At 56.2% G+C, this 24,732-nt stretch carries 22 protein-coding genes, 1 tRNA gene and 1 riboswitch; of the genes, 14 read left to right on the top strand and 9 right to left on the bottom strand.

What is annotated here, in order from left to right; genetic code table 11:
• Window positions 1–8: 8 nt before the first annotated feature.
• Window positions 9–617, top strand: coding sequence for a CDP-alcohol phosphatidyltransferase family protein (locus tag LA5095_RS02170; RefSeq protein ID WP_055111524.1), 609 nt, complete (start codon window positions 9–11; stop codon window positions 615–617).
• A 33-nt stretch (window positions 618–650) separates the two neighbouring features.
• On the opposite strand, the gene LA5095_RS02165 is transcribed toward LA5095_RS02170, so the two are convergent.
• Window positions 651–1,544 carry a LysR family transcriptional regulator gene (locus LA5095_RS02165; RefSeq protein ID WP_055111521.1) on the bottom strand — a complete coding sequence of 298 codons (894 nt, stop codon included), beginning with the start codon at window positions 1,542–1,544 and terminating at the stop codon, window positions 651–653.
• An 86-nt stretch (window positions 1,545–1,630) separates the two neighbouring features.
• On the opposite strand from LA5095_RS02165, the gene LA5095_RS02160 reads away from it, so the two are divergent.
• Window positions 1,631–2,251: a LysE family translocator gene (locus LA5095_RS02160; protein ID WP_055111519.1), complete on the top strand. Its 621-nt coding sequence runs from the start codon at window positions 1,631–1,633 to the stop codon at window positions 2,249–2,251.
• A 5-nt stretch (window positions 2,252–2,256) separates the two neighbouring features.
• Here the strand turns inward: LA5095_RS02160 and LA5095_RS02155 are convergent, their stop codons facing one another.
• A complete protein-coding gene (locus LA5095_RS02155; protein WP_055112652.1) occupies window positions 2,257–3,054 on the bottom strand; it encodes a Stf0 family sulfotransferase in 798 nt (265 codons plus the stop codon).
• 278 nt (window positions 3,055–3,332) lie between these two features.
• Entirely contained in the window at window positions 3,333–4,091 is a 759-nt protein-coding gene (mddA, locus tag LA5095_RS02150) for a methanethiol S-methyltransferase (RefSeq protein WP_055111517.1), read from the bottom strand.
• Window positions 4,092–4,275: 184 nt separating this feature from the next.
• Between mddA and LA5095_RS02145 the strand changes: the two genes are divergently transcribed.
• Window positions 4,276–4,971 carry a winged helix-turn-helix transcriptional regulator gene (locus tag LA5095_RS02145; protein WP_055111514.1) on the top strand — a complete coding sequence of 232 codons (696 nt, stop codon included), beginning with the start codon at window positions 4,276–4,278 and terminating at the stop codon, window positions 4,969–4,971.
• 163 nt (window positions 4,972–5,134) lie between these two features.
• Here LA5095_RS02145 and LA5095_RS02140 read toward each other — a convergent pair whose 3' ends face one another.
• Entirely contained in the window at window positions 5,135–6,334 is a 1,200-nt protein-coding gene (locus LA5095_RS02140; RefSeq protein ID WP_055112650.1) for an O-succinylhomoserine sulfhydrylase, read from the bottom strand.
• A 44-nt stretch (window positions 6,335–6,378) separates the two neighbouring features.
• Window positions 6,379–6,458: riboswitch (SAM riboswitch) on the bottom strand.
• A 128-nt stretch (window positions 6,459–6,586) separates the two neighbouring features.
• Between LA5095_RS02140 and LA5095_RS02135 the strand changes: the two genes are divergently transcribed.
• Complete coding sequence (locus LA5095_RS02135) at window positions 6,587–7,723, top strand: 2'-deoxycytidine 5'-triphosphate deaminase (RefSeq protein ID WP_055112648.1); 1,137 nt, start codon at window positions 6,587–6,589, stop codon at window positions 7,721–7,723.
• Between the two features lie 6 nt (window positions 7,724–7,729).
• On the top strand, window positions 7,730–8,278 hold the full coding sequence (locus tag LA5095_RS02130) for an IMPACT family protein (RefSeq protein ID WP_055111512.1): 549 nt from the start codon (window positions 7,730–7,732) through the stop codon (window positions 8,276–8,278).
• A gap of 138 nt (window positions 8,279–8,416) precedes the next feature.
• On the opposite strand, the gene LA5095_RS02125 is transcribed toward LA5095_RS02130, so the two are convergent.
• Window positions 8,417–8,914 (bottom strand): phage regulatory CII family protein, encoded by a 498-nt coding sequence (locus LA5095_RS02125; RefSeq protein WP_051645002.1) that lies wholly within the window; start codon window positions 8,912–8,914, stop codon window positions 8,417–8,419.
• Window positions 8,915–9,184: 270 nt separating this feature from the next.
• Here LA5095_RS02125 and LA5095_RS02115 point away from each other — a divergent pair, with 270 nt between their 5' ends.
• Window positions 9,185–9,667 (top strand): DUF992 domain-containing protein, encoded by a 483-nt coding sequence (locus LA5095_RS02115; RefSeq protein WP_035899561.1) that lies wholly within the window; start codon window positions 9,185–9,187, stop codon window positions 9,665–9,667.
• 162 nt (window positions 9,668–9,829) lie between these two features.
• Complete coding sequence (locus LA5095_RS02110; RefSeq protein ID WP_144436095.1) at window positions 9,830–11,752, top strand: hypothetical protein; 1,923 nt, start codon at window positions 9,830–9,832, stop codon at window positions 11,750–11,752.
• A gap of 95 nt (window positions 11,753–11,847) precedes the next feature.
• On the opposite strand, the gene LA5095_RS02105 is transcribed toward LA5095_RS02110, so the two are convergent.
• Window positions 11,848–13,302, bottom strand: a complete 1,455-nt coding sequence (locus LA5095_RS02105) for a gamma-glutamyltransferase (RefSeq protein ID WP_055111506.1) — start codon at window positions 13,300–13,302, stop codon at window positions 11,848–11,850.
• A gap of 56 nt (window positions 13,303–13,358) precedes the next feature.
• Window positions 13,359–14,159, bottom strand: coding sequence for an ion transporter (locus LA5095_RS02100; protein WP_055111504.1), 801 nt, complete (start codon window positions 14,157–14,159; stop codon window positions 13,359–13,361).
• Between the two features lie 159 nt (window positions 14,160–14,318).
• Here LA5095_RS02100 and LA5095_RS02095 point away from each other — a divergent pair.
• A tRNA-Gly gene (locus LA5095_RS02095) sits at window positions 14,319–14,392 on the top strand.
• A gap of 622 nt (window positions 14,393–15,014) precedes the next feature.
• Here LA5095_RS02095 and LA5095_RS02090 read toward each other — a convergent pair.
• Together LA5095_RS02090 and LA5095_RS02085 are read right to left on the bottom strand one after the other, a co-directional pair.
• Window positions 15,015–16,637, bottom strand: a complete 1,623-nt coding sequence (locus LA5095_RS02090) for a GMC family oxidoreductase (protein WP_055111503.1) — start codon at window positions 16,635–16,637, stop codon at window positions 15,015–15,017.
• Window positions 16,634–17,347 carry an FCD domain-containing protein gene (locus LA5095_RS02085; protein WP_055111501.1) on the bottom strand — a complete coding sequence of 238 codons (714 nt, stop codon included), beginning with the start codon at window positions 17,345–17,347 and terminating at the stop codon, window positions 16,634–16,636. Before LA5095_RS02085 ends, LA5095_RS02090 begins: the two co-directional genes overlap by 4 nt.
• Before the next feature lie 225 nt (window positions 17,348–17,572).
• Between LA5095_RS02085 and LA5095_RS02080 the strand changes: the two genes are divergently transcribed.
• The 6 genes from LA5095_RS02080 (at window position 17,573) to LA5095_RS02055 (ending at window position 24,732) form a co-directional block, all read left to right on the top strand.
• Entirely contained in the window at window positions 17,573–19,042 is a 1,470-nt protein-coding gene (locus LA5095_RS02080; RefSeq protein ID WP_235808838.1) for an aldehyde dehydrogenase family protein, read from the top strand.
• Window positions 19,043–19,094: 52 nt separating this feature from the next.
• Complete coding sequence (locus LA5095_RS02075) at window positions 19,095–20,069, top strand: ABC transporter substrate-binding protein (RefSeq protein ID WP_055112645.1); 975 nt, start codon at window positions 19,095–19,097, stop codon at window positions 20,067–20,069.
• A gap of 62 nt (window positions 20,070–20,131) precedes the next feature.
• Window positions 20,132–21,652, top strand: coding sequence for a sugar ABC transporter ATP-binding protein (locus tag LA5095_RS02070; protein WP_208992521.1), 1,521 nt, complete (start codon window positions 20,132–20,134; stop codon window positions 21,650–21,652).
• The gene (locus LA5095_RS02065) at window positions 21,649–22,632 is read left to right on the top strand and encodes an ABC transporter permease (protein WP_055111499.1); all 984 of its coding nucleotides are present in this window, start codon (window positions 21,649–21,651) and stop codon (window positions 22,630–22,632) included. The genes LA5095_RS02070 and LA5095_RS02065 overlap by 4 nt, the downstream gene beginning before the upstream one ends.
• Before the next feature lie 28 nt (window positions 22,633–22,660).
• Window positions 22,661–23,638: an ABC transporter permease gene (locus tag LA5095_RS02060; protein WP_055111497.1), complete on the top strand. Its 978-nt coding sequence runs from the start codon at window positions 22,661–22,663 to the stop codon at window positions 23,636–23,638.
• Window positions 23,635–24,732: a mandelate racemase/muconate lactonizing enzyme family protein gene (locus LA5095_RS02055; RefSeq protein ID WP_055111495.1), complete on the top strand. Its 1,098-nt coding sequence runs from the start codon at window positions 23,635–23,637 to the stop codon at window positions 24,730–24,732. Before LA5095_RS02060 ends, LA5095_RS02055 begins: the two co-directional genes overlap by 4 nt.

Raw genomic sequence — 24,732 nt, 5'->3', positions numbered from 1 at the left:
CTCAATTAGTGTTCGACGCCCGTATCCGACCCTTGATCGACCCGCTCCTCAACCGCCTGGGCCTCACTCTTGCCAATGCCGGTGTCGGTCCGATCTTCGTCACGCTGGTCGGATTCGCAATGGGAATGGGGGCCGCGGTCGCAATTGCTGCGGGTTATTTTCTCCTTGGCTTTGTCCTGATCGCGTTCAACCGCATTGCCGACGGTCTGGATGGTGCCGTTGCGCGAGCTACCCGGAAAACCGACCTGGGCGGTTATCTCGATATTACGCTCGATTTTGTCTTCTATGGCGTCATTCCGCTGGCCTTTGCGCTCCAGGACCCGGCTGCCAATGCCTTGCCAGCTGCAGCACTCCTTTGCAGTTTCTACGCCAACGGCTCTGCGTTTCTGGCCTTTGCGATCATGGCGGAGCGCCGCGGGCTTTCAACCGACAGGCAGGGTCAGAAATCTCTCTATTATCTTGGCGGTCTGGCCGAAGGTACCGAGACGATCGCCCTGTTCCTGCTGATGGCTTTGCTGCCTGACTGGTTTCCAGTGCTGGCGTGGGCATTTGCAGCTGTCTGCTTTGTTTCGGCGGGCGCACGCGTGATGATCGGCGTAAAGTCGCTCGACCGTTAGAAGCGGTCGAAAACACATTCAAATGGGCGGTGTTCAGACCGAAAACTTTTGACAGAAACTCCAGAACCTGGCTGCAGCTGCCGAACGCGGTGTGTCTTCCTTGCGTGCGAAGCCGATTGATCGCGGTGCGTCGGGTACCAGCGGCAGAACCTTGCATTTGCCGGGCGTTTCGGGCAGCGCAAGCTCCGCGATGACAGAGACGCCGAGATTTGCCTCGACCAGCGCGATTATCGAGTTCACCTGCAGGATCGTGTGAGCCACCCTTGGTGTGTGTCCGGTTTTCATGAACCAGTCCTCGACCAACGGGCCGCTGCCGCCCCTGGTCATGATGAAGGGGTCCCCCGCAAGATCTTCGGCTTTGAGCGTGTTTCTGTCTGCCAGGGGATGATCCGCGCTCACCAATGCGACAAGCTTGTCATTTGCGATTTCAATGACATCCAGACCTTCGTCCGACCCAAGGGACAAGACCGCCAGATCGACGAAATCCTCTTCCAGAGCCTGACGAAGTTCCATGTCCGGATATTCCTGGATTTCGACGTTTATCCCGGGATAGGCCCTTGCGAATGCCGCCAGTGTCTTCGGCAGGATATGAAATGACGCAGAGGACCCGAAAGATCCGAGCCTGACGCTTCCTTGCCTGTTGTTCCTGGCATCATCGAGCTTACGCAGCACCTGTTCCTGAACAAGGTCAGCACGCTCAGCGTATTCCGCAAGCACTGTTCCTTCCTCTGTCAGAAGGATCGGCCTTCCGCCCCGCCGCAACAGCTGCGTCCCCAGACGCTCTTCCAGCTGTGCAATACCCTTGCTTATCGCAGGCTGACTGATGCCGAGAGAACGTGCAGCAACGGATACACTTCCCGAGATCTGGATAAACCTCAGCGCTCTGGCAACTGTTATCGGGATGTCGGCTTCGGGCGATCGTCTCATAAATACATAACCTGAAGTTATTTTCTTATGTTTTTTATATCTGAGAATTATTGAATTTCCAATCCATCACGCAACCGGAACACTTCATGTCCCTCGAAACCTGGCTGGCCTTTGTTGCCGCATCACTCCTGCTGACCTTGACCCCGGGTCCAAGCATTCTTCTCGGCATGGTACACTCACTGCACTTCGGGGCCCGGAGAACACTTTTCACGGCCCTTGGCGATGTCAGTGCGAACATGATCCAGATGATCCTCGTCGCAATCGGCCTTGGTGTCGTGCTCGCGCATTCCGCACTTGCCTTCCAGATCATCAAATGGACAGGCGTCGGGGTTCTGCTCTACATGGGATGGCGCGCATGGCACGCTCCTGCCTTGCAAAAACCGGAACCGGACAGCCATCTTGGCGGCAAACCCACACGTCTCTTCACAGCGGGATTTCTGGTCGCCTTCAGCAATCCCAAGGCGCTTGTCTTCTTTACCGCCTTCTTCCCGCAATTCATCGACCCGGAAAGGGACCTGGTTATACAACTTATGCTGATGTGCCCGACGATGACGTTTCTCGATTTTTTGTTCGTCATGCTGTACGCGGCAGGTGCAAACGGTCTGGCCGGGCATCTCAAGCAGCATCCGAAGGCACTCAACCGCGTGAGCGGATCCGTCCTGATTAGCGCCGCCGGTCTTATGGGTCTGATGACCCAAGGGTCGTGAAGCGGTCAGTCTTGACCGGTGATATCCGGATCGGATTGCGTCTCTGAACGGAAGCGTTCGATCCATGCCCTGTTGACCCCGTCCGACAGGCGGGCAACGGGCAAATCAATGTTTTTCGCGTGTGCCGGATCCCGTCCAATCCGGACAAGTGTCTCTTCGATGACCGTTTCCGGTTCCCTGGAGAGATCATCGTAGGTTATCCGGAGCGGCATGATGTTCTCCGCCTTGAACCAATCCGCCCACGCAAGATCGTAGGCAGTCATAAGATCAACATGTTCCCGGATCAGCGCCGCGTCATAGTTCGGCTCGCGCGGTGGTGCCAGTCTTTCCAGTTCCGTGCCGTCCGGTGCCTTGTGCCATAGCCCAGTCTGGCTGGCCTTGACGAAGGAAACCGCTTGAGCAAGTTTGTCGCTTCGCGTCAGGTGAATGAACAGCGTCTTGCCGAAGACTGCTTCAAAGCGCCCGGAATGGGTTTCCCTGCCCGGACACAAGATCGCAAGCTGGCGGACGAAATAATCGAAACTCTTGCGTTGCAATCTCAGGCCGAAGATTCCGCTCCCGGCAGTCCCTTTGTTGCGCGCCGTCTCAAGGACTGTCGTTAACTGCTCTTTTTCATTGGCGAAAGACGTTTCATCCAGTCCGAGTGACCTCTGCCAGTCCCCGACATCCGCATTGTGGAAATAGGATCTTGGATCACCCGCCTGACCTGTTGCAGCCAGTAACTTGCACAACAGGGTGCTGCCACTGCGAGGCGAGGTGCAGATGACGTAGGCCTGATAGCCTGTTTCCGGCTGCGTCGTCATGAACTGGTGTCCCAAGTCAAAACTGTCAGATCGATCACTGTCGAATATCTCAATGATCTGAATCGGTTCTCTGACAGAATTCAACTTGAAGTACAAGTTGAATTGCCTCGAAACGACGCCGGGCAAGCCGCCGCCTGAATTGTCTCCATATACAGAGGTCTGCCATGCGGGCGACGCGAAGCTTGCGCCCGCATCGCCCGCTTTTGTTCCCAGGCGATACCGATCTTGGGCACTCAGTTCAGTCAGTAAAGGAAAATGAGGGAGCAATCCGGGTGCCGTCAGGCTGCGTGCTTTGACGGCGCTCTGGAAAACAACCGAAGAGGATTGGGCAGCAGCATTGTGACACGAGCCTGGTAGTCCCGATAGTTGTCGCCGAACTCCCGCACCAGCGCGCGTTCTTCAAAATAGAGACCGATCAGGACGTAGCCGGTCATGGCGACTGCAAAGAACAGATGCCCGACGGTCATATGAGGCGTTGCAAAGAACGCGAGCATGACGCCCAACTGCATCGGATGACGCACCAATTTATAGAGCAGCGGGGTGCGGAACCGCGGCGACGGCATCGAGGAACCCCTCCCTGCAGACCAGACCTGGCGCAGGCCGAACAGTTCGAAGTGATCGATCAGAAATGTCGACAACAGAAGAATCGTCAAGCCAATCGCGAAGACCAGATAGACGGCTACCGCACTCCAACCCGTGACGGACCAGATTTCTGCCGGCATCGGTTTCCAGAAGCCCATGAGGAGCGACAGGAACGCCGCAGCCTGAAGAACATAGGTACTCCGCTCGGCTTCAACCGGAACGAACCTGGTCCACCAATTCTTGAACCACTGCCGCGCCATCAGGCTGTGAAAGAACCCAAACAGAAAAATCAGCCCGAAATTTGTGACCGCGGCAATTCCAAGGGATGCGACATTGCCTTCATTGATGGACTTCGGAACACCGACATCCAAAAGGAACCCTGCCAGATACAGGAAAGAAATATTGAAAGCGGCATAGCTCACGATGCCATAGAGTAACAGTACCGGACGTTTCATTTCGGGTCTCCGATTGCGTAAAGGCGCAGAGCATCGATGCAATGATCGGGCGCCTTCACTGATTTCATCCATGCAATTCAGGTATTGGATGTCGGAGGTCGGAGATACTTCAGCAGGCGTAGTATCGAACTACGGATTGCGTAGTTGGCCTGTTCGTCCTAAGATTTTCTCACGAAGGAGCGCAATGAAAAGATACGGACAATTCTGCCCGATCGCGAAATCGGCCGAAATTCTGGGCGACCCGTGGTCTATCCTTATCGTGCGCGAACTCCTGCTTGGCAGTTCTCGATTTTCCAGTCTGCAGCGTGGACTTCCGAAGATTTCACCGACAGTTCTGAACACCCGGCTGAAGGACCTTGAAGCCTGTGGCGTAATCACCAAGCGCCCGATCAACGGTCAACGCGGGCATGAATACAGGCTGACACCCGCAGGCAAGGAACTTTCATCGGTTGTCGACGCACTTGCTGTCTGGGGTATGCGGTGGGCACGTGATGAGATGGATGACGACGATGTCGACGTGACCTTCCTGATGTTCGACATTCAACGCAACATCTTGCTGGATCAGCTGCCGGATGGAGAAACTGTCCTCTGTTTCCAGTTTCCGGATCTGGACCAGTTCGGGACCTGGTGGCTGGTCTGCACCGAGGATGATGTCGATCTGTGTCATCAGGACCCGGGAAAGGATGTGAATGCCTACATCACATGTCAGTCCAGGCACATGATGGAGATCTGGATGGGCGACCTGCCGCTCGCGGCGGCCTTGAAAAGCGAAACAATAAAGCTGCTGGGTGAAATCGCCGTTTGCAAACGCTTTTCGAAATGGTTTCCTCTGTCGCAAGCGGCGGTCATCCCAAGACCGACTGCAACCGGTCTCGCCTAGCCCGCCATTTGCAAATCGTCGAGGCCTGAATGCTGCGGAAACCCAGACCTGGAAAACTCAACCTCATCCGACATTACAGCCTGTTGTTCCCTGCCTTCCTTTTTCCCTGCCTTCAATTCGGGTCGAGGCAAGGAAATCTCTTTCAGCCGGTCGAGACAAAGCCTCAAACTGCGTTGAGGGCCTTTTCGACATCCTCCAGGAGGTCCTGCGGATCCTCCAGGCCAACGGACAGGCGCAGAATGCCATCGGTGATGCCAAGTTCTGCACGCGCTTCTTCTCCGATCGACTGGTGCGTTGTCGTGGCCGGATGCGTGATCAGGCTCTTTGCGTCACCGAGGTTGTTGGAGATCCGGATGATGTCCAGTGCATTGGTGAAACGGAAGGCTGCTTCCTTGCCTCCCTCAACTTCAAGTGCGAGCATCGTCGAGCCCGCACGCATCTGACGCCTGGCGAGTTCTGCCTGCGGATGATCGTCGCGGCCCGGATAGACCAATCGTTTGACCTTGGCCTTCCCGGCCAGATGGTCCGCGATCTTGCGGGCTGTATCTGTCTGGCGCGCGACACGAACATGGAGCGTTTCCAACCCCTTCATGAGCACCCATGCATTGAATGGGCTCATGTGCGGTCCGGTGTGCTTGACAAAGGGCATGACTTCCTCGGTGATCCACTCCTCGTCGGACAGGACCACACCGCCAAGGCAGCGGCCCTGGCCGTCAATGTGCTTGGTTGCCGAATAGACGACCACATCGGCGCCAAGCTTGAGGGGCGACTGGTAAAGCGGCGTTGCAAAAACGTTGTCGACGACCAGACGTGCACCGGCCTCCCTGGCAATATCTGCTACCGCTGAAATATCGATGACTTCCAGCGTCGGATTGGTCGGGCTCTCCAGAAAAAGCGCCCGCGTGTTCGGACGCACCGCAGCTTTCCACTGTTCGATATCCGTGCCGTCGACAAGGGTGCTCTCCACACCGAAACGCGGCAACAGCGTTTCGCAGATATAGCGACAGGAGCCGAACAGCGCCTTGGCTGCGATCACATGATCACCGGCCTTGACGGAGGCCATCAGGGCCAGATTGACAGCGGCCATGCCACTGGCGGTTCCACGCGCGGCTTCGGCACCTTCCAGCGCCTTTATGCGGTCCTCGAACATGGAGACCGTCGGATTCGCGTAACGTGAATAGACGAAGCCCGGATCCTCGCCGTTGAACCGTGCTTCCGCAGCCTCTGCATTGTCGTAGACAAAGCCCTGGGTGAGGTACATGGCTTCCGAGGTTTCACCAAAAGGCGACCGCATGGTGCCGCCGTGAACCAAAGTGGTTTCAGGACGCCAGTTCTTGTTTCCGGTCTTGGTGGTCTCAGTCATCTTCTTGTTCGCTCCAAACGCAAAAAACCCCAGCCTCAAGACCGGGGTTCGCACCTCCGGCCTATTTAGCAACTTGTTTAACGTGGCTGCAAGCCGGCCGGCCCAAATCACCACGAAGTGCGTTTGTCGTACGGGAAAACGCTTCACCGGTCAATCATCTTTGTCGAAAGTGCCTGCCGCGTGACAAAGCCTGTTGGCGTGGGCCACCCTATCCTTTAAGGATTCTCCTCTGGAAAGATGACGGGAATTCTCATGAACGTGACAGCAGGTCAGGACCTGAACGGAAGCGCAACTCTTGCAGCGAACGGCATTCTGCCTGAGCGGATCATCAAGGCCATGTTTGCAGCTGGAGAAATCTCCGCGACCACGCCACCTGTCAGCGGACAGATCCAGCCTGCAAGTCTCGATCTCCGGCTTGGCGCAGTCGCCTATCGTGTCAGGGCAAGCTTCCTGCCCGGACCCGAAATCCGGGTCGCTGACCGATTGAAAGAACTCAAACTTCATACCGTCGACCTCGAGGACGGCGCCGTGCTCGAAACAGGCTGTGTCTATATCGTTCCGCTGCAGGAAGCTCTTGCCCTGGCAGCCGACATTTCAGCAACCGCCAATCCGAAGAGTTCCACAGGGCGTCTTGACGTCTTTACCCGCGTGATCACGGACAACGGCCTGGCGTTTGATACCGTTCCGGCGGGATATGCAGGTCCCCTTTATGCGGAAATTTCACCCCTTACCTTTCCAATCCTCCTGCGCAGTGGCTCGCGGTTGAGCCAGATCCGGTTTCGCCGGGGCCAGTCACTGATACCCGATGCGACACTGGAAGAAATTCACAAGTCCGAAACCCTGATGAGCGGCGGAAACGAGCGCATCGGCGGTGGGGTTCAGCTTTCCATTGATCTGGAAGGTGGCGGACCGGGCAGCCTGATCGGCTATCGTGCGAAACACCATTCGGGCCTGATTGACGTCGATGCGATCGGTGCGCAGGATCCGCTCGATTTCTGGGAACCGATCTACCGGCGTAACAGGGGTGAACTTATCCTCGATCCGAATGCGTTCTACATCCTGGTCAGTCAGGAAGCCGTGCACGTACCGCCGGACTACGCGGCCGAGATGGTGCCCTTTGATCCGCTTGTCGGCGAATTCCGGGTTCATTACGCCGGTTTCTTCGACCCCGGTTTCGGCCACGCAGGAGCCGGAGGTGTCGGATCGCGGGCCGTTCTGGAAGTGCGCTCGCATGACGTGCCGTTCATTGTCGAACACGGCCAGACCATCGGAAGGCTGGTCTACGAGCATATGGCCGAACGTCCGGCGAGCCTCTACGGCGAAGGCATCGGCTCCAACTATCAGGGCCAGGCACTGAAGCTGTCGAAGCATTTCAGGATGCCGACCTGAGGTCTCATGTCCTTCAACACCGTTGCAACCGAATACGAGGGGTTCCTGGAGGACCGGAAATCCCGGTTCCTGGCGCACCTGGTACCACTCGATCATTTCGAGCGGAGACTGGACGAGCTGCGCAAGGAACACTGGAAGGCCAATCATGTGGTCACGGCGCACCGCAAACTTCTCGATAACGGCAGGATCGAGGAAAGCGGAAAGGATGATGGTGAACCGGCTGGAACCTCCGGGATGCCGACCCTCAGGGTTCTGCAAGGTGCCGAACTGATCAATTGCGGTGTGCTGGTCGTGCGCTACTTTGGCGGAACCAAACTCGGGGGTGGCGGCCTCGCCCGTGCCTATTCCGGCGCCGCCCAGGACGCCATTGCCAATGCCAAGCTGGTGCCCTATCGAAAAATTCTTTCCAGGAAAGTCAGTGCGGATTTTGCACTCAGCTCGGACCTCGAGCGCCGGGTCGACAGTCTGGGGCTGGTCGTGCTTGCCCGTGACTACACCAAAGACGGCGTGGAGTTGACGGTGGAAGGACCTGAGGACGCCATCAGCCGGCTTTAGTGCTCCCGAAGTTACCCGGCTCGTTCACATCCTTATCGCATCTATCCAGATTTCCGAGCCTGGCGCCGAGTTATCCGACCTTTGGAGAAAAAGGTTCGGAGTCGGCCAAAAGCTCGACGGGCACGAATGGCCGTCCCGTCAGGGCGTCCCGTCCGGAATGTCCGGATCATCGATCTGGGAAATCAGGTCTGACCTCATGCGCATCAGTGTCCTGACCACATCCTGGTTGATCTTGAGGAGCTTGCGGGCTTCCGACTTGTCGATCACACCATCCGCGATAAATTGCGCCCAGTCCCGGAACAGCTTGGAGACTTCCTCTCCGGTTTCGATGATGTCGATATGAAGCTGGGACTTTCTGTCCGTGAAATCGACCTTGTACATGATGTAACCGGACTGATCTGCCAGATATTCCGTTACAGCTGGAAACTCTGCATGCGTTTCAAGTTCCGTCACGATGTCGACGGGCATGTTCTTGCTGGAATTGGTGGCACTGTCGTCGGTGTAGTTGAAGAGTGTAGTGCTGGTTACACGACAAAACTCTGCTGCTGCAGCCGGTCCACCACACATTTGCACCAGAGCGGACTGAGCCTCCTTCAGGGTTCCGGTTTTCCTCTTCTTGTAGGTCCTGTCGATCATCTATCTTCCTTCGTCGGGCTTCCGTCAGTCCGGAAGTCCTTCGTTTCCCGTTGAAGTCCATAGGTTTGTCAAATTTCGGCTCGGACCGCTAGGGGAATTTCAAGCGCTGAAATTCCCCCCGCAGGGAATAACTGCATTGATGAATCACTTTTTTCAAACAGCAGCATTTTGCATTTTCCGATGCGGGTCATCCGGACAAGTGCCTCAACGGGCACACGGTCCGGCCAAAAAGGATCCTTGTTTTGACAAGCATATGTAAGGAATTGCCACATGTTGAATTTCGCCAGAATTGCAGCCGTTTCCGCGATAACCCTGTTCGCAGGTGGACACGTTTTGGCCGAAGAAGCCAAATCCACAAAACTCGGCGTCCTTGAGTGCACAATCGAAGGCGGTTTCGGTCTGCTGCTGGGCTCGAGCAAAAAAGCCACCTGCAGCTTTGAACACGCGGACGGCACCACCGAACAATATACCGGCGAGCTCAGCAAGCTGGGTCTCGACATCGGGGTTTCGGGCGAATCCTACATGACATGGATCGTCTTCACCCCGATCGGCAACGAAATCGGCTCCCACGCGCTGAAGGGCAAGTATGCCGGCATTACGGCAGGCGCTTCTGTCGGCCTTGGTGTTGGTGCAAACGCACTGATCGGTGGATCCAACGAAAAAATTGCGCTCCAGCCCCTGAGTGTCGAGGGCAAAACCGGGCTGAATCTTGCTGTCGGCCTGAGTTCTCTTCAGCTGACGCCTGCCGGTTAACGGACCGGTTGCCCCGTGATTGTTCGACCCGCGCCACAAGTGCGCGGGTTGGCCATTCGGCATTTTCCGACTGGAGCCATGTTCATACCTAAATTTCAGATCAATTTTTGACGAATCCAACTATTACTGTGATCGGGCGAAGCTGAGGATTTTGAGATTACCTTGAACGTCATGACATTGCTGAAACAAGAGGACTGCGCTGACAAGCCGGTATCAAAGGACACTCATTTGCTGCGCGGGCATAATCCCGTGCCCAATGCGTGTCTCCGCCAGGGGTGGGCTGAAACCCTCACGACCGGTTCGGAATGCGCGCTAGCAGCCGCAACTTTGTGCTGGGAGCTTTCGACGCCGCGTTCCGCTACTGCAGGTCGTCGTATTTCTGCGAGTTCCGGCATCTGGACGGGATTTGCCCCCTACTTGTTTCTCCTCGTGCTCACTTTCCTCACGTTGCTGACTTCAGTCGCCAACGCACAGATTGAAGTACCAGGAAGCGATACGCCAAGCGCACAGAATGACGCCGAAATCTCCGCATCCTTGAATGCAATCACGAGTATCCTTGTCGCCCAGGACGCGAAGCGGCAAATAGCCGGCGAATTGCGAAAGGCAATTGAAAATGCCGGCACCGAAGTGGATCGAGCAGAACTGAGCGAACGCCTGAAGACAGTCAACCTGGAACTTGTCCGGCTGGAAAACCAAATCGTCAGCCTGGCCACCGGTTTCACCGAAAACGAACTGAATCCGGCAGACGCTTCCTTCGAGCTACAGGCTGAAGTCGAGGAACTCATTCGCCCGTTTATCTGGACGCTGAAGTCGGCGACCGAAAATGCCCGCGAAATAGAGCAACTCAAACAAACCATACTGGCGACGAGCGAAGCAACGGATCAGGCGGAAAAGGCGATCGAGCGCGTCAAGCCGATGATCGAGCGCGCACCCGCCGACAGTATCCTGCGTGAGCGACTCGAACTCATTCTTCAGGACTGGGAAACCCGGTTGATCCTGGCACGTGATCAGTCGATCACCGTGGAACAGCAATTGCGGTCAAGGCTCGACCAAAAAGTCGACCCCAGCGATGTTGCAAGTCAGGCATTCACCTCCTTCTTCAGCGATCGGGGGCGAAACTTTTTCATCGGCCTGTTCGCCTTCGTGCTTGTGATTTTTGTCTCGCGCCTCATGAGGCGTGTCCTGCTTACGTTGATTGGCAGAAGCCGGAACCGCAGTTTTCCGGTTCGTCTGGGCACCTTGATTTACGATGCCTTGACGCTTTGCCTTGCATTCGGGACCACGATCGCAATCTTCAATTTCTACAACGACTGGTTCCTGACGGGCGCCATGCTCCTGGCCTTTCTCACCATCGGCTGGTTTCTTCTGAAGTCGCTCCCAAGCCTGATCGAACAAGTTACCCTGCTGCTCAACCTGGGTGCCGTTCAGGAGGGGGAACGGGTCGTCATCAACAATGTTCCCTGGCGCGTCAGCAGGCTTGACCTTTATTCGGAACTTGAAAATCCAAGTCTCAGAGGTGGACACTACACGGTGCCGGTGCGCGAATTGAGAGGCCAGCATTCAAGGCCCATGGACGGCAATGAAAAGTGGTTTCCTTCCGAGGAAGGCGACTGGGTCCTGCTCGACAATGGCTTGTGGGCCGAAGTGATCCTGCAAAGTCCGGAAGCGGTTCACCTGCGCGAGGAAGGCGGCGCCGTTTCCCACTTCACGACGCCGGCTTATCTGGATCAGAATCCGAAGAACCTGTCCGACCGCTATCGGGCAACGATTGAATTCGGCATTGACTATGCGCATCAAGCCGACGCCGCTACACTGATTCCGGAAAAAATGCAGGCCTATATCGACGGTGCGCTTCGCGCCAAGTTTGGCGAGAAAGGCATCCTGTCAACCTATGTCACGCTGTTTCGGGCTGGTGCCTCATCTCTTGATTTCGAGATCGAAGCCGACGTCGGTCCCGGCATGGGTCATGTTTATGAAACCGTCGAGCATGCATTGGCGCGCTTCGCCATTGAATGCTGCACCCAAAATGGCTGGACGATACCGTTTCAGCAACTCGTTGTTCATCGAAGCGCCGACGGCTCTTGAAGGAAACCTTGGAGGTACATTCGGTTTCGAGGTCAGTTCTGCTGCGACAGTGCCGTCAATGGCGAACCGAGCACAGCTTCATGCAGGCTCCAAAGTCACTCAACGATCACCGCGGCGCCTTCCCTGCGACTGTCTCCAACACTCTCGAACCCACTGTTGCCGTCAGTTGAAACGGCATGCACTCCTCCGAAAAACATGTTCTTTTCCGGCCAAATGCGATGGTCGGGGAAATGGTCTTTCAGTTGCGATATCCCGCTATCAGTACCAAATGCCTCAACGTCCAGGTGCCCGTTCTCGATATGCAGCCGCGGCGCACGGACAGCCTCTTCCAGTTCGGCAGATCCGAGGCACAAGCGCGCGACAACCTGGAGGATTGCCGAGCGGATCCTGCTGGACCCGCCCGAGCCGAGCGCTACCAAACGACCACCCGGTGCATCGATCAGGGCCGGACACATCATGGATGCAAGCCTGGTATCCGTGGGCCAGTCCGCTGAACCATGCGGGTTCACATCCTCTTCTCCGAGAATGTTGTTCAGCATGAACCCATAGTCGCCCACAACCTCGCCGTTTCCGGTCCCGTTGGAAACGGTGACCGAACAGGCATTTCCCTCAGCATCCACGGCTGAAATGTGAGTTGTTCCCTTCTGGCGCAAGGGACGGTCCAGAAGCCTGCCGAGGTCTCCGCAGGCTGACAGCCGCGCCTGTTCGGTCAAGTGAAGCGCTCTTGCGAAAGCCGGCAAATCGCAGCCATCAAGACGGGAGAGTGCGTATCGGATCAGTACCCCGCAGGCTGCGGGTGGCGGGTTCAGGAAAACATCTGCTCCGCCCAGAGCAACGTCAAGCGGTTCTCTGGCGACCACTTCATAGGATTCCAGATCTTCACGGCTCAAGTGGCCGCCATCGCTTTGCTCTGCCAGCAATTGATCTGCGATGCCGGTTTGCAGCCAGTCCGTGCGCGCCAATTCGCAATACAGGTTGGCAAGCCCGGGATTGTAGAAAAGCGAATTGACAGCCGGCAGTTCCCCGGAAGGCGCAAAAAGGTTTTGCGAAGCCGGAGTTGCAGTCAGTATCGGCCGGACCACCGTCGACAGATAATGCTGATATCCGGTGACGCGATGCCCGGATTTTCCAGCGTCTATTGCGGGTGCGAACAGATCCGCCAGAGGCAATGTCCCGCCGAATTCATGAAGCGCTGTCAGACCAGCGAAAAATCCCGGCACGGCAACCGTTGCCGGCCCGATGTGAAAAACCTGCGTTGCCGATCCGAAATCGGCGGTAATACTGTGAAACCCGATGGAACAATTGCCACGTTTTTGTTTCGGGGTTTGCGGGAAAAAGTCGAGCAGCGTGGTCCTTCCGCTCTGCCCATCGCGAATCATGGCAAATCCGCCACCGCCCGGTGACGCCAGAACCGGTTCGCACACACAAGCCATCGCCAGTGCGGCTATTGCGGCATCAAAGGCGTTGCCGCCCTCACGCAACATTTCAGCCCCTGCATCGGCCGTAAGCTGATGACCGGCCGCGATGGTTCCCTTTGGTGCCTGTGCCATGGTTTGGTCAAATCATGCGCTTCAAAGAAACGCAAGCGCAGCCTGCTGGATATGCCCTAAGTCGATTTTTCGGAGACTTTGCCGCGCAGTTCCTTCAGCTCCAAACGAAGCGCCTTGACCTCTTCCAGGATCTGGCTTGTCTCGTCCTGGATTGCCTGCCGGTTCGCGTCGGCCTCCGCTTCGTGCTCCTCCTGCATGGCCGAAACGATGATACCGATAAAAAGGTTGAGCACCGTGAAGGCTGTACACAGAATGAAGGGAACGAAGAAAAGCCAGGAAAGCGGAAAGACTTCCATCACCGGACGCACGATGCCCATGGACCAGCTTTCAAGCGTCATGATCTGGAAAAGCGTGTAAAGCGAAGCCCCGAGATCGCCGAACCATTCGGGAAATGCCTGTCCGAACAGTTTCGTTGCCATGACTGCAAATACGTAAAAAACAAGCGCCATCAGCACGACAATCGATCCCATGCCCGGCAGTGCAGCGATCAGACCGCCGATTACGCGGCGCAACGAGGGAACTACCGAAATCAGGCGCAATACGCGCAAGATGCGAAGCGAGCGGAGCACGGACATGGCTCCGCTGGAAGGTATCAAGGCAATTCCGACAATTACGAAATCGAAGATGCTCCACGGGTCCTTGAAGAAACTCAGGCCATGGGCGTAGAGCCTAAGGACCAGTTCCACCACGAATATTCCGAGAATGATCTTGTCGAACAGAACAAGCCATCCGCCGATACTGTCCATCATAAACGAGCTTGTCTCAAGCCCCAGCGTCACCGCGTTCAAAACGATGATCGAAATGATGCAGAATTCCCAATTGCGCGAGGTGACCAGCGCCCTGACCTGATTTCGCATTTACCTGACCCGGGGTTCGTTCGATGATAAATCCGCGCTGTTGCGCCGGCGCGAACATGGCGATTTCTTAGCCGCAGCGCAAGATCACGTCTCCTGGGAAAAGGAAAGTCCCCAACTTGACAGGTCTGGCAAGTCGGCGCAGAAATCAATCCGGTCGAAGCGGGTGTAGCTCAATGGTAGAGCAGAAGCTTCCCAAGCTTAAGACGAGGGTTCGATTCCCTTCACCCGCTCCATTTTTTTTAGTTTCTCCGAGCTCGTTCAGCCAAAGGCTATTTTTCGCGGATGCACCGGGGAAGCATGAGGCAGTGTTTCGTGCGACCACTATCCTGCTACCCATTCAACTCAAGACACTAAAAAAAACCTGTCGTACGGGCATTCCAATCGACCGTCCAACTGAATGCAAACTTGGTCAGCGTGCCGCGTCGGATTGGAAAAGAGACGGGAAAGGAATGGGAAAGAAAACTGGCAACTCAGGTATGTCGGTCAAACAAATCCAGTAGTCCTGCCACCTGGCATCGAGGTATTTATTTGCCCTGGCGCTCATTAAGAAAACCCGACCGCCCCCCGATTGGCTCCCTCATTTTGGACGAGCACATTAATTCCGGCCTGTTTCCAACAGCGGAGAAAGTTCGCGAAGCAATATCTTGCCTGATTGTCGCGAAGCGGATGTAGGCAAAAGTCATGTTCGATGACTGAAAGACGCCGAAATCAGAAAAAGGTTTTGTCAGAAGCGGTACACGGATTCTTTCCTGCCGCTGTCACACGACGTTTTCCCATCCTGGGCAGAAATTCGACCGGCCCGAAACTTCAGCGGAAGGTGGCATGCCAGATAAAAGTGACGTTTCTATGCGACCGTCAGTTTTTCGATGCCAGCACAAACTCGGCGCATCGTGATCCAATCATCATTGCAGGCGCATTGGTATTGCCAGCATTGATATCCGGCACAGCGGACATGTCGCATACTCTCAGGGCCTCAATTCCACGCACCTTCAACCGGGCATCGAGTACTGCCATTCCGTCGCCATCGGCACCCATGCGAGCCGTTCCGGCAGGATGGTAGTTTGTCTTTACAAACCGCTTGCAGTGATTTCTCAATGCCATGTCCGAATTGTCCCCGGGATCCGGGATCGCGACATTCCTAATCTTCGATGCCAACGGCTCAGATTTGAACGCATCAACAAAAAAACGTTGACCAGCGATCATTTCCTGCATGTCCTCTTCTTCCTTTAACAGATTTGGACAAACGATCGGCATGTGAGACGGGTCTGCCGATGCGAGCTTGACTTCGCCTCGCGACTTCGGTTTCACGACAACGGTCGTGACGGTTACCCCGTACCCGTCCTTCAACTCGGTTTGAGCATCCCGGTCGAGATAAACGATGGGAACACAAAAGGCCTGTATTGTCGGTTCGGCATCCCGATTTCCTGGATTCACAAAGGCACCCGCCTCCACACCTGCAGAGGTCACGGGACCGCTGCCGAAAACCTTGAACTGAAGGCCGTTCCAGAGCATTCGCAAACCTTCACCCTGACGGTAGTACCCATGAGGTCCATTTGAATAGGCCGTGATTGGCACTTCCGGGTGATCGATTAGGTTCTGGCCGACGCCAGGCAAGTCACATTGGACGGCGATATCGAATTCCCTGAGATGCTCCGCCGGCCCGATGCCAGACAACATGAGAATCTTTGGCGTAACCAATGCACCCGCTGCAAGAATGACTTCACCACTTGCACGCGCTTCATGAGAGCCTGTGGGGTCTCGATACCTCACACCTACCGCCCGACCGTTTTCGACAATCACCTTGTCAACGGAGGCCTCAAGCTTGATTGTCAGACGAGGATCATCCTTGATTGGCTCAAGAAACGCATAGGCAGTCGAACTTCTCCGACCGTGCCTGTTGGTGAACTGATAAAATCCCACACCGCGCTGGCTTGAGCCATTGAAATCGGAGTTGTAGGGCTCGCCAAGTTTCTGCACAGCCTGCACGAACCATCGCGACATCGTATCTATGTAACCCGGATCGGAAACCTTTACTTCTCCGTCCGTTCCATGAAGGTCGCCGGAAAGCCGGTTGTTTGCTTCCATCCCGGTAAAGTGCGGCAGCACATCCGACCAGGCCCAGCCTGGATTGTCGTTGTTGCCACACAAGATCCCGTTCCAGCTGTCGTAGTCCTGCGGTCGGCCTCGCATATAGACCTGTGCATTGACGGATGATCCACCGCCAAGGACATTGCCTTGTGGAATTTCGTGCCCTCTCCCGTCCAGATGCGATTGCGGTGTTGTCCTGTGGTATCGCATGTATTTGGATCCGTTGATCAATTTGAAAATGCCAGGTGGCATATCAAGCAACGGATGCCGGTGGGAGTACCCTGCTTCAAGAAGCAAAACGCGAGCACCACCCGATGTGACCAACCTTGACGCGGCAACACCGCCGCCAGATCCCCCTCCAACCACGATGTAATCGAATTCGGCCGTCATTCTTCCCCCCAATCGAACGTGACACGGACGAATTCCCAGGCCGCCTTCAGATGATTTGTGAGCGCCTCTTCGGCAGCCAGCGGATCACGTTCCATAATGGCGTCCAAAATGGCCTTGTGCGCCAAGTAATTCACTTCATTGCGCTCGGGTGAGCGCAGCATGCGATCCCACTGCGGTGCAAGCCAGGACGTATAGCCTTCGTGGATCGTGGGAAAGATCGGGTTCCTCGGTATCCGGTAAAGAACACCGTGAAAGGCAACGTCGGTCCGGTAGAACTCCGAGGAATCGGAAATGGCATTCCGGTTGTCTTCGAGCGCAGCCCTGAGATTGACAATGTCTTCCTTGCGCGCTGCCAAGGCAGCTTCCCGAACCAATGCGCGCTCGATGAAGACACGGCTGTCATAGAGGTTCTTTATGCCGGAACGTTCCGTCAAAAGGTGCTGAACGACATTGCCGCACGCGTGCAGTACGGTTGCATAGTCCGGTTTGCGAACAATCGGCCGGAATCGCGGGCGCGTTTCTATCAAGCCCCTGCTGGAGAGTTTGGAGATTGCTTCCCTGATGACGGTCCGGCTGGCACCGAACTGTTCCATCAACTCCCGCTCGGCCGGTAGTGGCGCCCGGTTTTCCAGTTCACCGGAAACAATCTTCGCTTCCAGCATCGCAACCACACTATCCGCCGCACGCCCCGTGTCGTTCCCGATGTCCATGAGGCATCAACTCTCCCGTGTCATCGTTTTCATCTATTTTGGTATGACATAAATATTTTTCTCGTAAAGCAATTTTTTCCAACTCCTTGAAATTTTCCCTTATTTTCTCTTGTTTTTCATATGTTTATTATTTTTAAGTACCAATTTGCCAATTTAAGATTGACTTTGGTCTCTTTTATCAACTTACTTATCTAAGTTTGGTCATACCAAAGGCAATACAATCTCGTGTTCGACATTACCCTCAGTTCCGAAATGCCCACAGCCGCCGAGATGTTCATCAACGGCCAATGGGTCGAACGTGGCCAGACGAACGCGCTGGAGGTCGAGAACCCCTCGAACGAAAACGTCATTGCGACAATCCCGGACGGGAACGCCGAGGATGCCCGCAAAGCACTCACATCTGCCAAAAAGGCACAAGCGGCCTGGGCGGCAATGCCTTCCGCCGAACGCGGCAGCCTTGTCGCCTCGCTCGCCGATCAGGTCGCGGCACAAAGACCACACCTCGCGCGACTTGTTACCCTTGAACAGGGCAAGCCGCTGAGCCACGCACTTCAGGAGATAGATGCCGGCATCACCTTCCTGAGATACGCCGTGGAAAACGCTCGCAGGATCGAAGGCGACATCGTCACATCGGACAACCGTTCGGAAGAGATCCACATCAGACGTCACCCCTACGGCGTTGTGGTTGGATTGACCGCCTGGAACTATCCCTTCGCACTGGCAGCACGAAAGCTGGGTCCTGCACTGGTAGCCGGAAACACATTCGTTTTGCTCTCACATGAGGCGACCCCGTTGTCGGGTCTCGCGCTTGCGCAATTGAGCGACAAAGCCGGTTTCCCGGCAGGAGTGTTCAACGTGGTCACCGGCCGCGGGCGCGTCGTCGGAGAAGCGCTTGTCCGAAGCCCGCTATCCGATCTCGTCACGATGACCGGAAGCACGCGTGCCGGGCGCGAGATTTACAAATCCGGCGCGGAGGATATCAAGGTCATCCGTCTTGAGCTTGGAGGCAAGGCACCCTTCCTCGTCATGGAAGACGCAGACATCGACAGCGCGGTCTCCGCGGCGGTTGCGGCGCGGTACACCAACTGCGGACAGATCTGTACCTGTAACGAGCGCATGTATCTTCACCGCTCGATTGCAGACGAATTCCTGGAAAAATTCATTGCTGCGTCAGAAGCGCTGAAAATCGGCGATCCGCTCGGCAATGTGGACCTCGGTCCCAAGGTCAGCCGCGTGGAAAGGGACAAGGTTGCCGACGTCGTCGCTCAGAGCATTTCCTCAGGTGCCGACATTCTCCTCAAGGGCGGCATTCTGGAGGACGGTCCCTTTGCGAAGGGACACTGGCTCGCACCCACCGTTCTTGAAGCAACGCGAAATGACAATCCTGCCGTCCGGGAAGAAATATTCGGCCCAGTGGCAACTGCTGTAAGGGTCGATGATTTCGACATGGCGGTCGCGTATGCGAACGACACGTCATTCGGACTGTCCGCGTACCTGTTCACCCGCGATTACAAACGTCTGGCCGAGGCACCCTACCGCCTGAAATTCGGAGAGCTCTATCTCAACCGGTCCAACGGAGAGGCGGTTCAGGGATTTCATACCGGATGGGGCCTGTCTGGACTGGGCGGAGAAGACGGCCGCTACGGCTTCGACGGCTACCTGCGCAAGCAGACAGCCTATCTGAATTGGGGTTAGTGCCTCAAAATCTCGCGACCGGGGGGATTCTGGTCGCACCAAAGTGGAGGAAATGATGAAACGGACACTCTTGCTGGCAACTGCCATCGCCTTCGGCGCGGTGACTTCGATCGCCTCGGCCGCCGGCTTGCCGCCCCTTGAGCAAAAGGATCGATACAAGGTCGGCTTTGCCCAGATGGAATCCAACAATCCGTGGCGGATCGCGGAAACCAAATCCTTTCATGATACGGCCGAGAGCTGCGGCTGGGACCTGATTGCGACAGATGCAGCCGGTTCTGCAGCCAAGCAGGTCGCTGACGTCGACAGCATGATCGCACAGGGCATCGACGTTCTGTTCCTGCCACCGCGCGAAGAAAAACCGCTTATTCCTGCTGTCAAAAAGGCAAAGGCAGCAGGCATACCGACATTCCTGGTCGATCGTTCCGTCGATCCGAATGCCGCCAAGCCGGGCGAAGATTTCGTTGCCTTCCTTGGGTCTGATTTCATCGATCAGGGTCGCCGCGTCGCGGAGTGGACCATCGCAAACTTCAAAGGTGACAAGGGCATCATCGTCGAGCTGGAAGGAACAACAGGTTCATCGCCGGCAAATGACCGCAAGAAGGGGTTTGACGACCGCATCCTGGAAGACGACCGCTTTGAGATCGTTGCCTCGCAATCCGGTGACTTTGCCCGCGATCTCGGTCGCCAGGTCATGGAAACGCTTTTGCAGGCACATCCCGACGTCAACATCGTTTACGCCCACAATGACGAAATGGCGATCGGTGCCATCCAGGCGCTTGAATTGGCGGGACGCAAGCCCGGCGAAGATGTTCTGGTCGTCTCGATCGACGGCACGAGGGATGCGCTTCAGGCGATTATCGACGGAAAGATGGGCGTAACCGTCGAAAGCTCGCCGTTCTTCGGACCGCTGGCCTGCGAAACCATGAAACGGTACGCCGCCGGTGAATCCATAGAGCATTGGGTGCAGGTCAAGGACCGTATCTTCACCACTGACAATGCTGCGGCGAATATCGACGAAGCCTATTGATGCCATCTGCCGGAAGAGACCACTCTTCCGGCTTTTTTCCTTCCGTGCCGACAGGAATCCACATGGCACCCTTGCTCACGATGACCGGGATCAAGAAACATTTCGGCGGAGTACCTGCTCTGCGAGATGCGTCTCTTGAAATCGAACCCGGCGAAGTTCATGCACTGATTGGCCAAAACGGTGCGGGAAAATCTACCCTGATCAAGATCCTTACCGGGCTTTATCGCCGCGACGAAGGTGAGGTTGAATTTGCCGGTGCACCCAGCCATCTGTCGTCACCGCGAGGAGCGCAAAGCGCCGGAATCGCGACAATATATCAGGAACTCAACCTCGTTCCGCTGCGTTCCGTCAGCGAGAATGTCGTGATGGGTCAGGAGCCGAAATCCTTCGGCTTCATGATCAACTGGCCGGAAGCGCACAGGCGCACCCGAGAAATCCTGTCCCGCTTCGGCATTGAAATTGACGTTACCGCACCGCTCGGCAGCTATTCCACCGCGATCCAGCAGCTCGTGGCGATCGCGCGTGCCGTTTCCATGGACGCCAAGCTTGTCATCATGGATGAGCCGACTTCGTCGCTGGACAGTTCCGAGGTTGAAATCCTGTTCGGTGTCGTCAGAGAGCTGAAATCATCTGGCGTTTCCGTGCTTTACGTATCCCACTTTCTCGACGAACTGTTCCAGATCTGTGATCGCGTGACAATCATGCGCGACGGCAAAACGGTTGGCTGCCGCGAAATCGCCGATACGACGAAACTTGACCTGATCGCAGCCATGCTTGGGCGCAACGCCGATGAGATCGAGGCGGAGGGGCTGACCGAACTGGCGGGCGGCAGTGCTGCCTTCGACGAAGTCGTGCTCGATGTCGACCATGTTGCCACCGGACCACGACTGTCGGAATTTTCAATGTCTCTCCACCGGGGTGAAATCGTCGGCCTCGGCGGCCTTCTCGGGTCGGGGCGCACAGAGGCTGCAAGAAGTATTTTCGGTCTGGATCCCCTGACCTCCGGAACCCTCCGGCTGAATGGCAGGGAGTTCAAACCGGCAGAACCTTCCGAAGCTATCCGGGCCAGGATCGCTTTCCTGACGGAAGACCGGAAGGCGGAAGGTATCGTTCCAGATATGTCCGTCCGGGAAAATCTGACACTCGCGCTCTTGCCGAGCCTGCGAAGAAACGGGCAAATCGACAGGGAACGCGAAAAGGAGCTTGTCAGCGAGTTCATCAGAAAACTCGGCATCAAAACCTCACACATGGATCAACCCATTCGTGAGCTTTCCGGAGGAAACCAGCAAAAGGTTCTGCTTGCCCGCTGGCTGGCCACGAAACCTGACATCCTGATACTCGATGAACCGACACGCGGCGTCGATGTGGGTGCAAAACGCGAGATCCAGGCGATCATCCGGACCTTCGTCGACGAGGGGCACGCTGTTATCCTGATCAGTTCCGAATTCGAAGAGCTGGTCGAAGGCGCCAACCGTATCGTCGTGATGCATGAAGGCAAGTCGGTATCCGAGCTGACCAATCCGGGCATAACTGAAAACGCCCTGGTCAGAGCGCTTGCCCACCACGAGGATGCAACGCCATGACCACTGTGACATCGGAAGAGACCATGCGCACAGACTATACGTCCCGCCTCAAGGATCACGGAGGCCTGATCGCGCTGGCGATTATTCTGGTCTTCAATATCCTCGTGACGCCGAACTTCCTCCACACACAGACGCTCGCGGTCAACATTTCCCAGGTCGCTACAATCGCGATTGTCGCCATGGGCATGACGCTGGTGATTGCGACGGGCGGGATCGACCTGTCGGTCGGTGCGGTCATGGCCCTTTCAGGTGCCCTGGCACCTTTGATCTTTCTGTCCGATTTCGGACAGGCCTATCCGGTCCTCGGACTGATTGCAGCACTGTTGTTCCCGCTGTTGGCTGCACTGGTGTGCGGCATGTTCAACGGCATCATCGTGTCGGTCCTCAAGGTGCAGCCGATCATCGCGACGCTTATTCTGTTCATTTCGGGCAGAGGCATCGCGCAGGTTCTCACCAACGGAAACCTACAGACGTTCTCCAATCCCGAATTCAGCTATCTGGGCACCGGCAAGATCCTCGGATTTCCCTTCCAGGGTTGGCTGGCGCTGGCGATCGCCTGCCTGCTGTTCTGGGTGGTGAATCGGACGATCTTCGGCCGTTACCTACTTGCAATCGGCGGCAACGAACGGGCTGCAAGGCTTGCTGGCGGCCCTGTTCGCGGCGTCAAGATCGGCGCCTATGTCATATGTTCCGTTCTGTCCGGTCTCGCCGGTCTGATTGTCGTTGCCATCAATTCCGCCTCCGATGCGGCGCGCAACGGCAATCTCATGGAGCTCGATGCGATTGCGGCAGCCGTGGTCGGCGGCGCACTGTTGCAAGGCGGCAAAGCGCCGATCTTCGGTGCCATTCTCGGCGCAGTCATCATCCAACTCGTCAAATACACATTGCTGGCCAACGGCGTTGAAGACGAGGTCGCGCTCATCGCCAAGGCCGCGATCATCCTGGCTGCCGTCTACATCCAGCAAGCGCGAAAGGAATAGGACAGTGCTTGATCAAAACGCCTTTGACATGCGCAAATACATCTCGCGCAACCCGCAATCGGTGGCGGTGTGGATCGCGCTGTTCGTGCTCATCGTCTTTGGATTACTGCGCTACGACAATTTCGGCAGCGCCTACAACATCACGTCATTCCTGAACTACAACGCGATGTTCATCGCGATCTCCGTCGGCATGTGTTTTGTCATCCTTACGGGTGGCATCGACCTTTCCGTGGGATCCGTTGCCGCCTTCACCTCGGTCGTCGCAGCCTATCTCAGCCCCTATGGCATCGAAGTGGCGATGCCGCTTGCCATTCTCTCGGGTGTCGGTTTTGGCCTCTTCAACGCGGTCTGTATCGTGTTCGGCAGAATACCCCCGTTTATCGCGACGCTCGCAACAATGCTGGGTGCAAAGGGTGGCTCGCTCGTGATTTCCGGAGCCCAGACAATTGCCGTCGACTGGGGGTCGAATTTCACACATCTCGGCATGGAAAAAGCCATGGGGATCGTGCCCTGGACAATCGTGCTGGTCGGTATCCTGATCATTGGCCTCTGGATTGTCCTGGAGATGACCAGTCTCGGACGAACGATCCTGGCGGTCGGCGGCGGTGAAGACGCTTCCGTCATGATGGGTCTGAAGGTCAACCGTGCCAAGATCTTTGCCTACGCGCTTTCCGGTGGCTGCGCGGGGCTTGCGGGTGTTTTTCTGGCATCCGGGTTCGGCGCCGGACAACCGCTGGAAGGCGTCGGCTGGGAACTCTCGGCCATCGCATCGGTCGTGGTTGGCGGCACACTTTTGACCGGTGGTCTCGGATCGATCCCCGCAACTGTTGCAGGTGCGCTGCTTCTGGGTCTTGTGTTCAACATCCTGAACTTTGAAAACGGCAAGGGCTGGATCAGCTTCAGCGCCTATTGGCAAATGGTGATCCGCGGAGCTTTCCTGTTCGCCGTGATTCTCTTCCAGACGCGTGTCATGTACCGCCGACCCAATGTGGAGTTCGCCAAATGACTGCGATCAGGGAGATCCACACGAAACTGTTCCACGTTCCCCTCGCGGAAGTACTTGTCGATGCCAAGCATGGCGACCACACCCTCTTCGAACTGGTGACCGTCACCATTGTGCTCACCGACGGAACAGAGGGCACGGGCTACACCTATACGGGTGGAAAGGGTGGTCACGCGATTGCCGCAATGGTTCACCACGATCTGGCCCCGTTTCTGATCGGCCAGGATGCCAGTGCGGTCGAAGATCTCTATGACGGCATGCAGTGGCATATTCATTATGTCGGGCGCGGCGGAATTGCCTCCTTCGCGATTTCGGCCGTCGATATTGCGCTCTGGGATATTCGAGGCAAAAAACGCGATTGGCCGCTCTGGAAACTGGCAGGTGGCGCAGACAATCGCTGCAAGGCCTATTGCGGCGGCATAGATCTCAACTTCCCGCTGCCCAAGCTGCTCAAGAGCATTCAGGGATATCTCGATCGCGGGTTCAACGGCGTCAAGATCAAGATCGGTCAGCCAACCATCGAAGCCGACCTTTCACGCATTGCAGCTGTAAGGGAATTCATCGGTCCGGACATAGCATTCATGGTCGACGCAAATTACTCCATGTCTGTGGACGAGGCGATCACCGCTGCACAGGCGTTTGCGCCGTATGATATTCTCTGGTTCGAGGAGCCTACCATTCCGGACGATTACAAGGGATACGGCAAGATAGCGAACGCAACGGGTTGCCCGCTTGCAATGGGTGAAAATCTTCACACGATCCATGAATTCGAATATGCGTTCAGGGATGCCAAACTCAGCTTCATCCAGCCGGATGCTTCCAATTGCGGCGGCGTGACCGGCTTTCTGCAAGTTGCCGATCTGTCGCGCGAGCACAATTTGCCGATTTGCAGTCACGGCATGCAGGAACTCCATGTCAGCCTCGTGTCCGCTCAGGTCAATGCCGGTTGGATTGAGGTTCATTCCTTCCCGATCGATCAATACACAAAGCAGCCGCTCCGGGTAGAGAACCATCTGGCGCTCGCTCCGGAGGCACCCGGTATCGGGGTTGACTTCGATTGGGCGCTTCTTGAACCCCACAATATTCTTACCCTTTAG

It is taken from the genome of Roseibium album, assembly GCF_001404515.1.
Lineage (GTDB): Bacteria > Pseudomonadota > Alphaproteobacteria > Rhizobiales > Stappiaceae > Roseibium > Roseibium album.
This window is presented reverse-complemented; position numbering and strand designations above follow the sequence as displayed.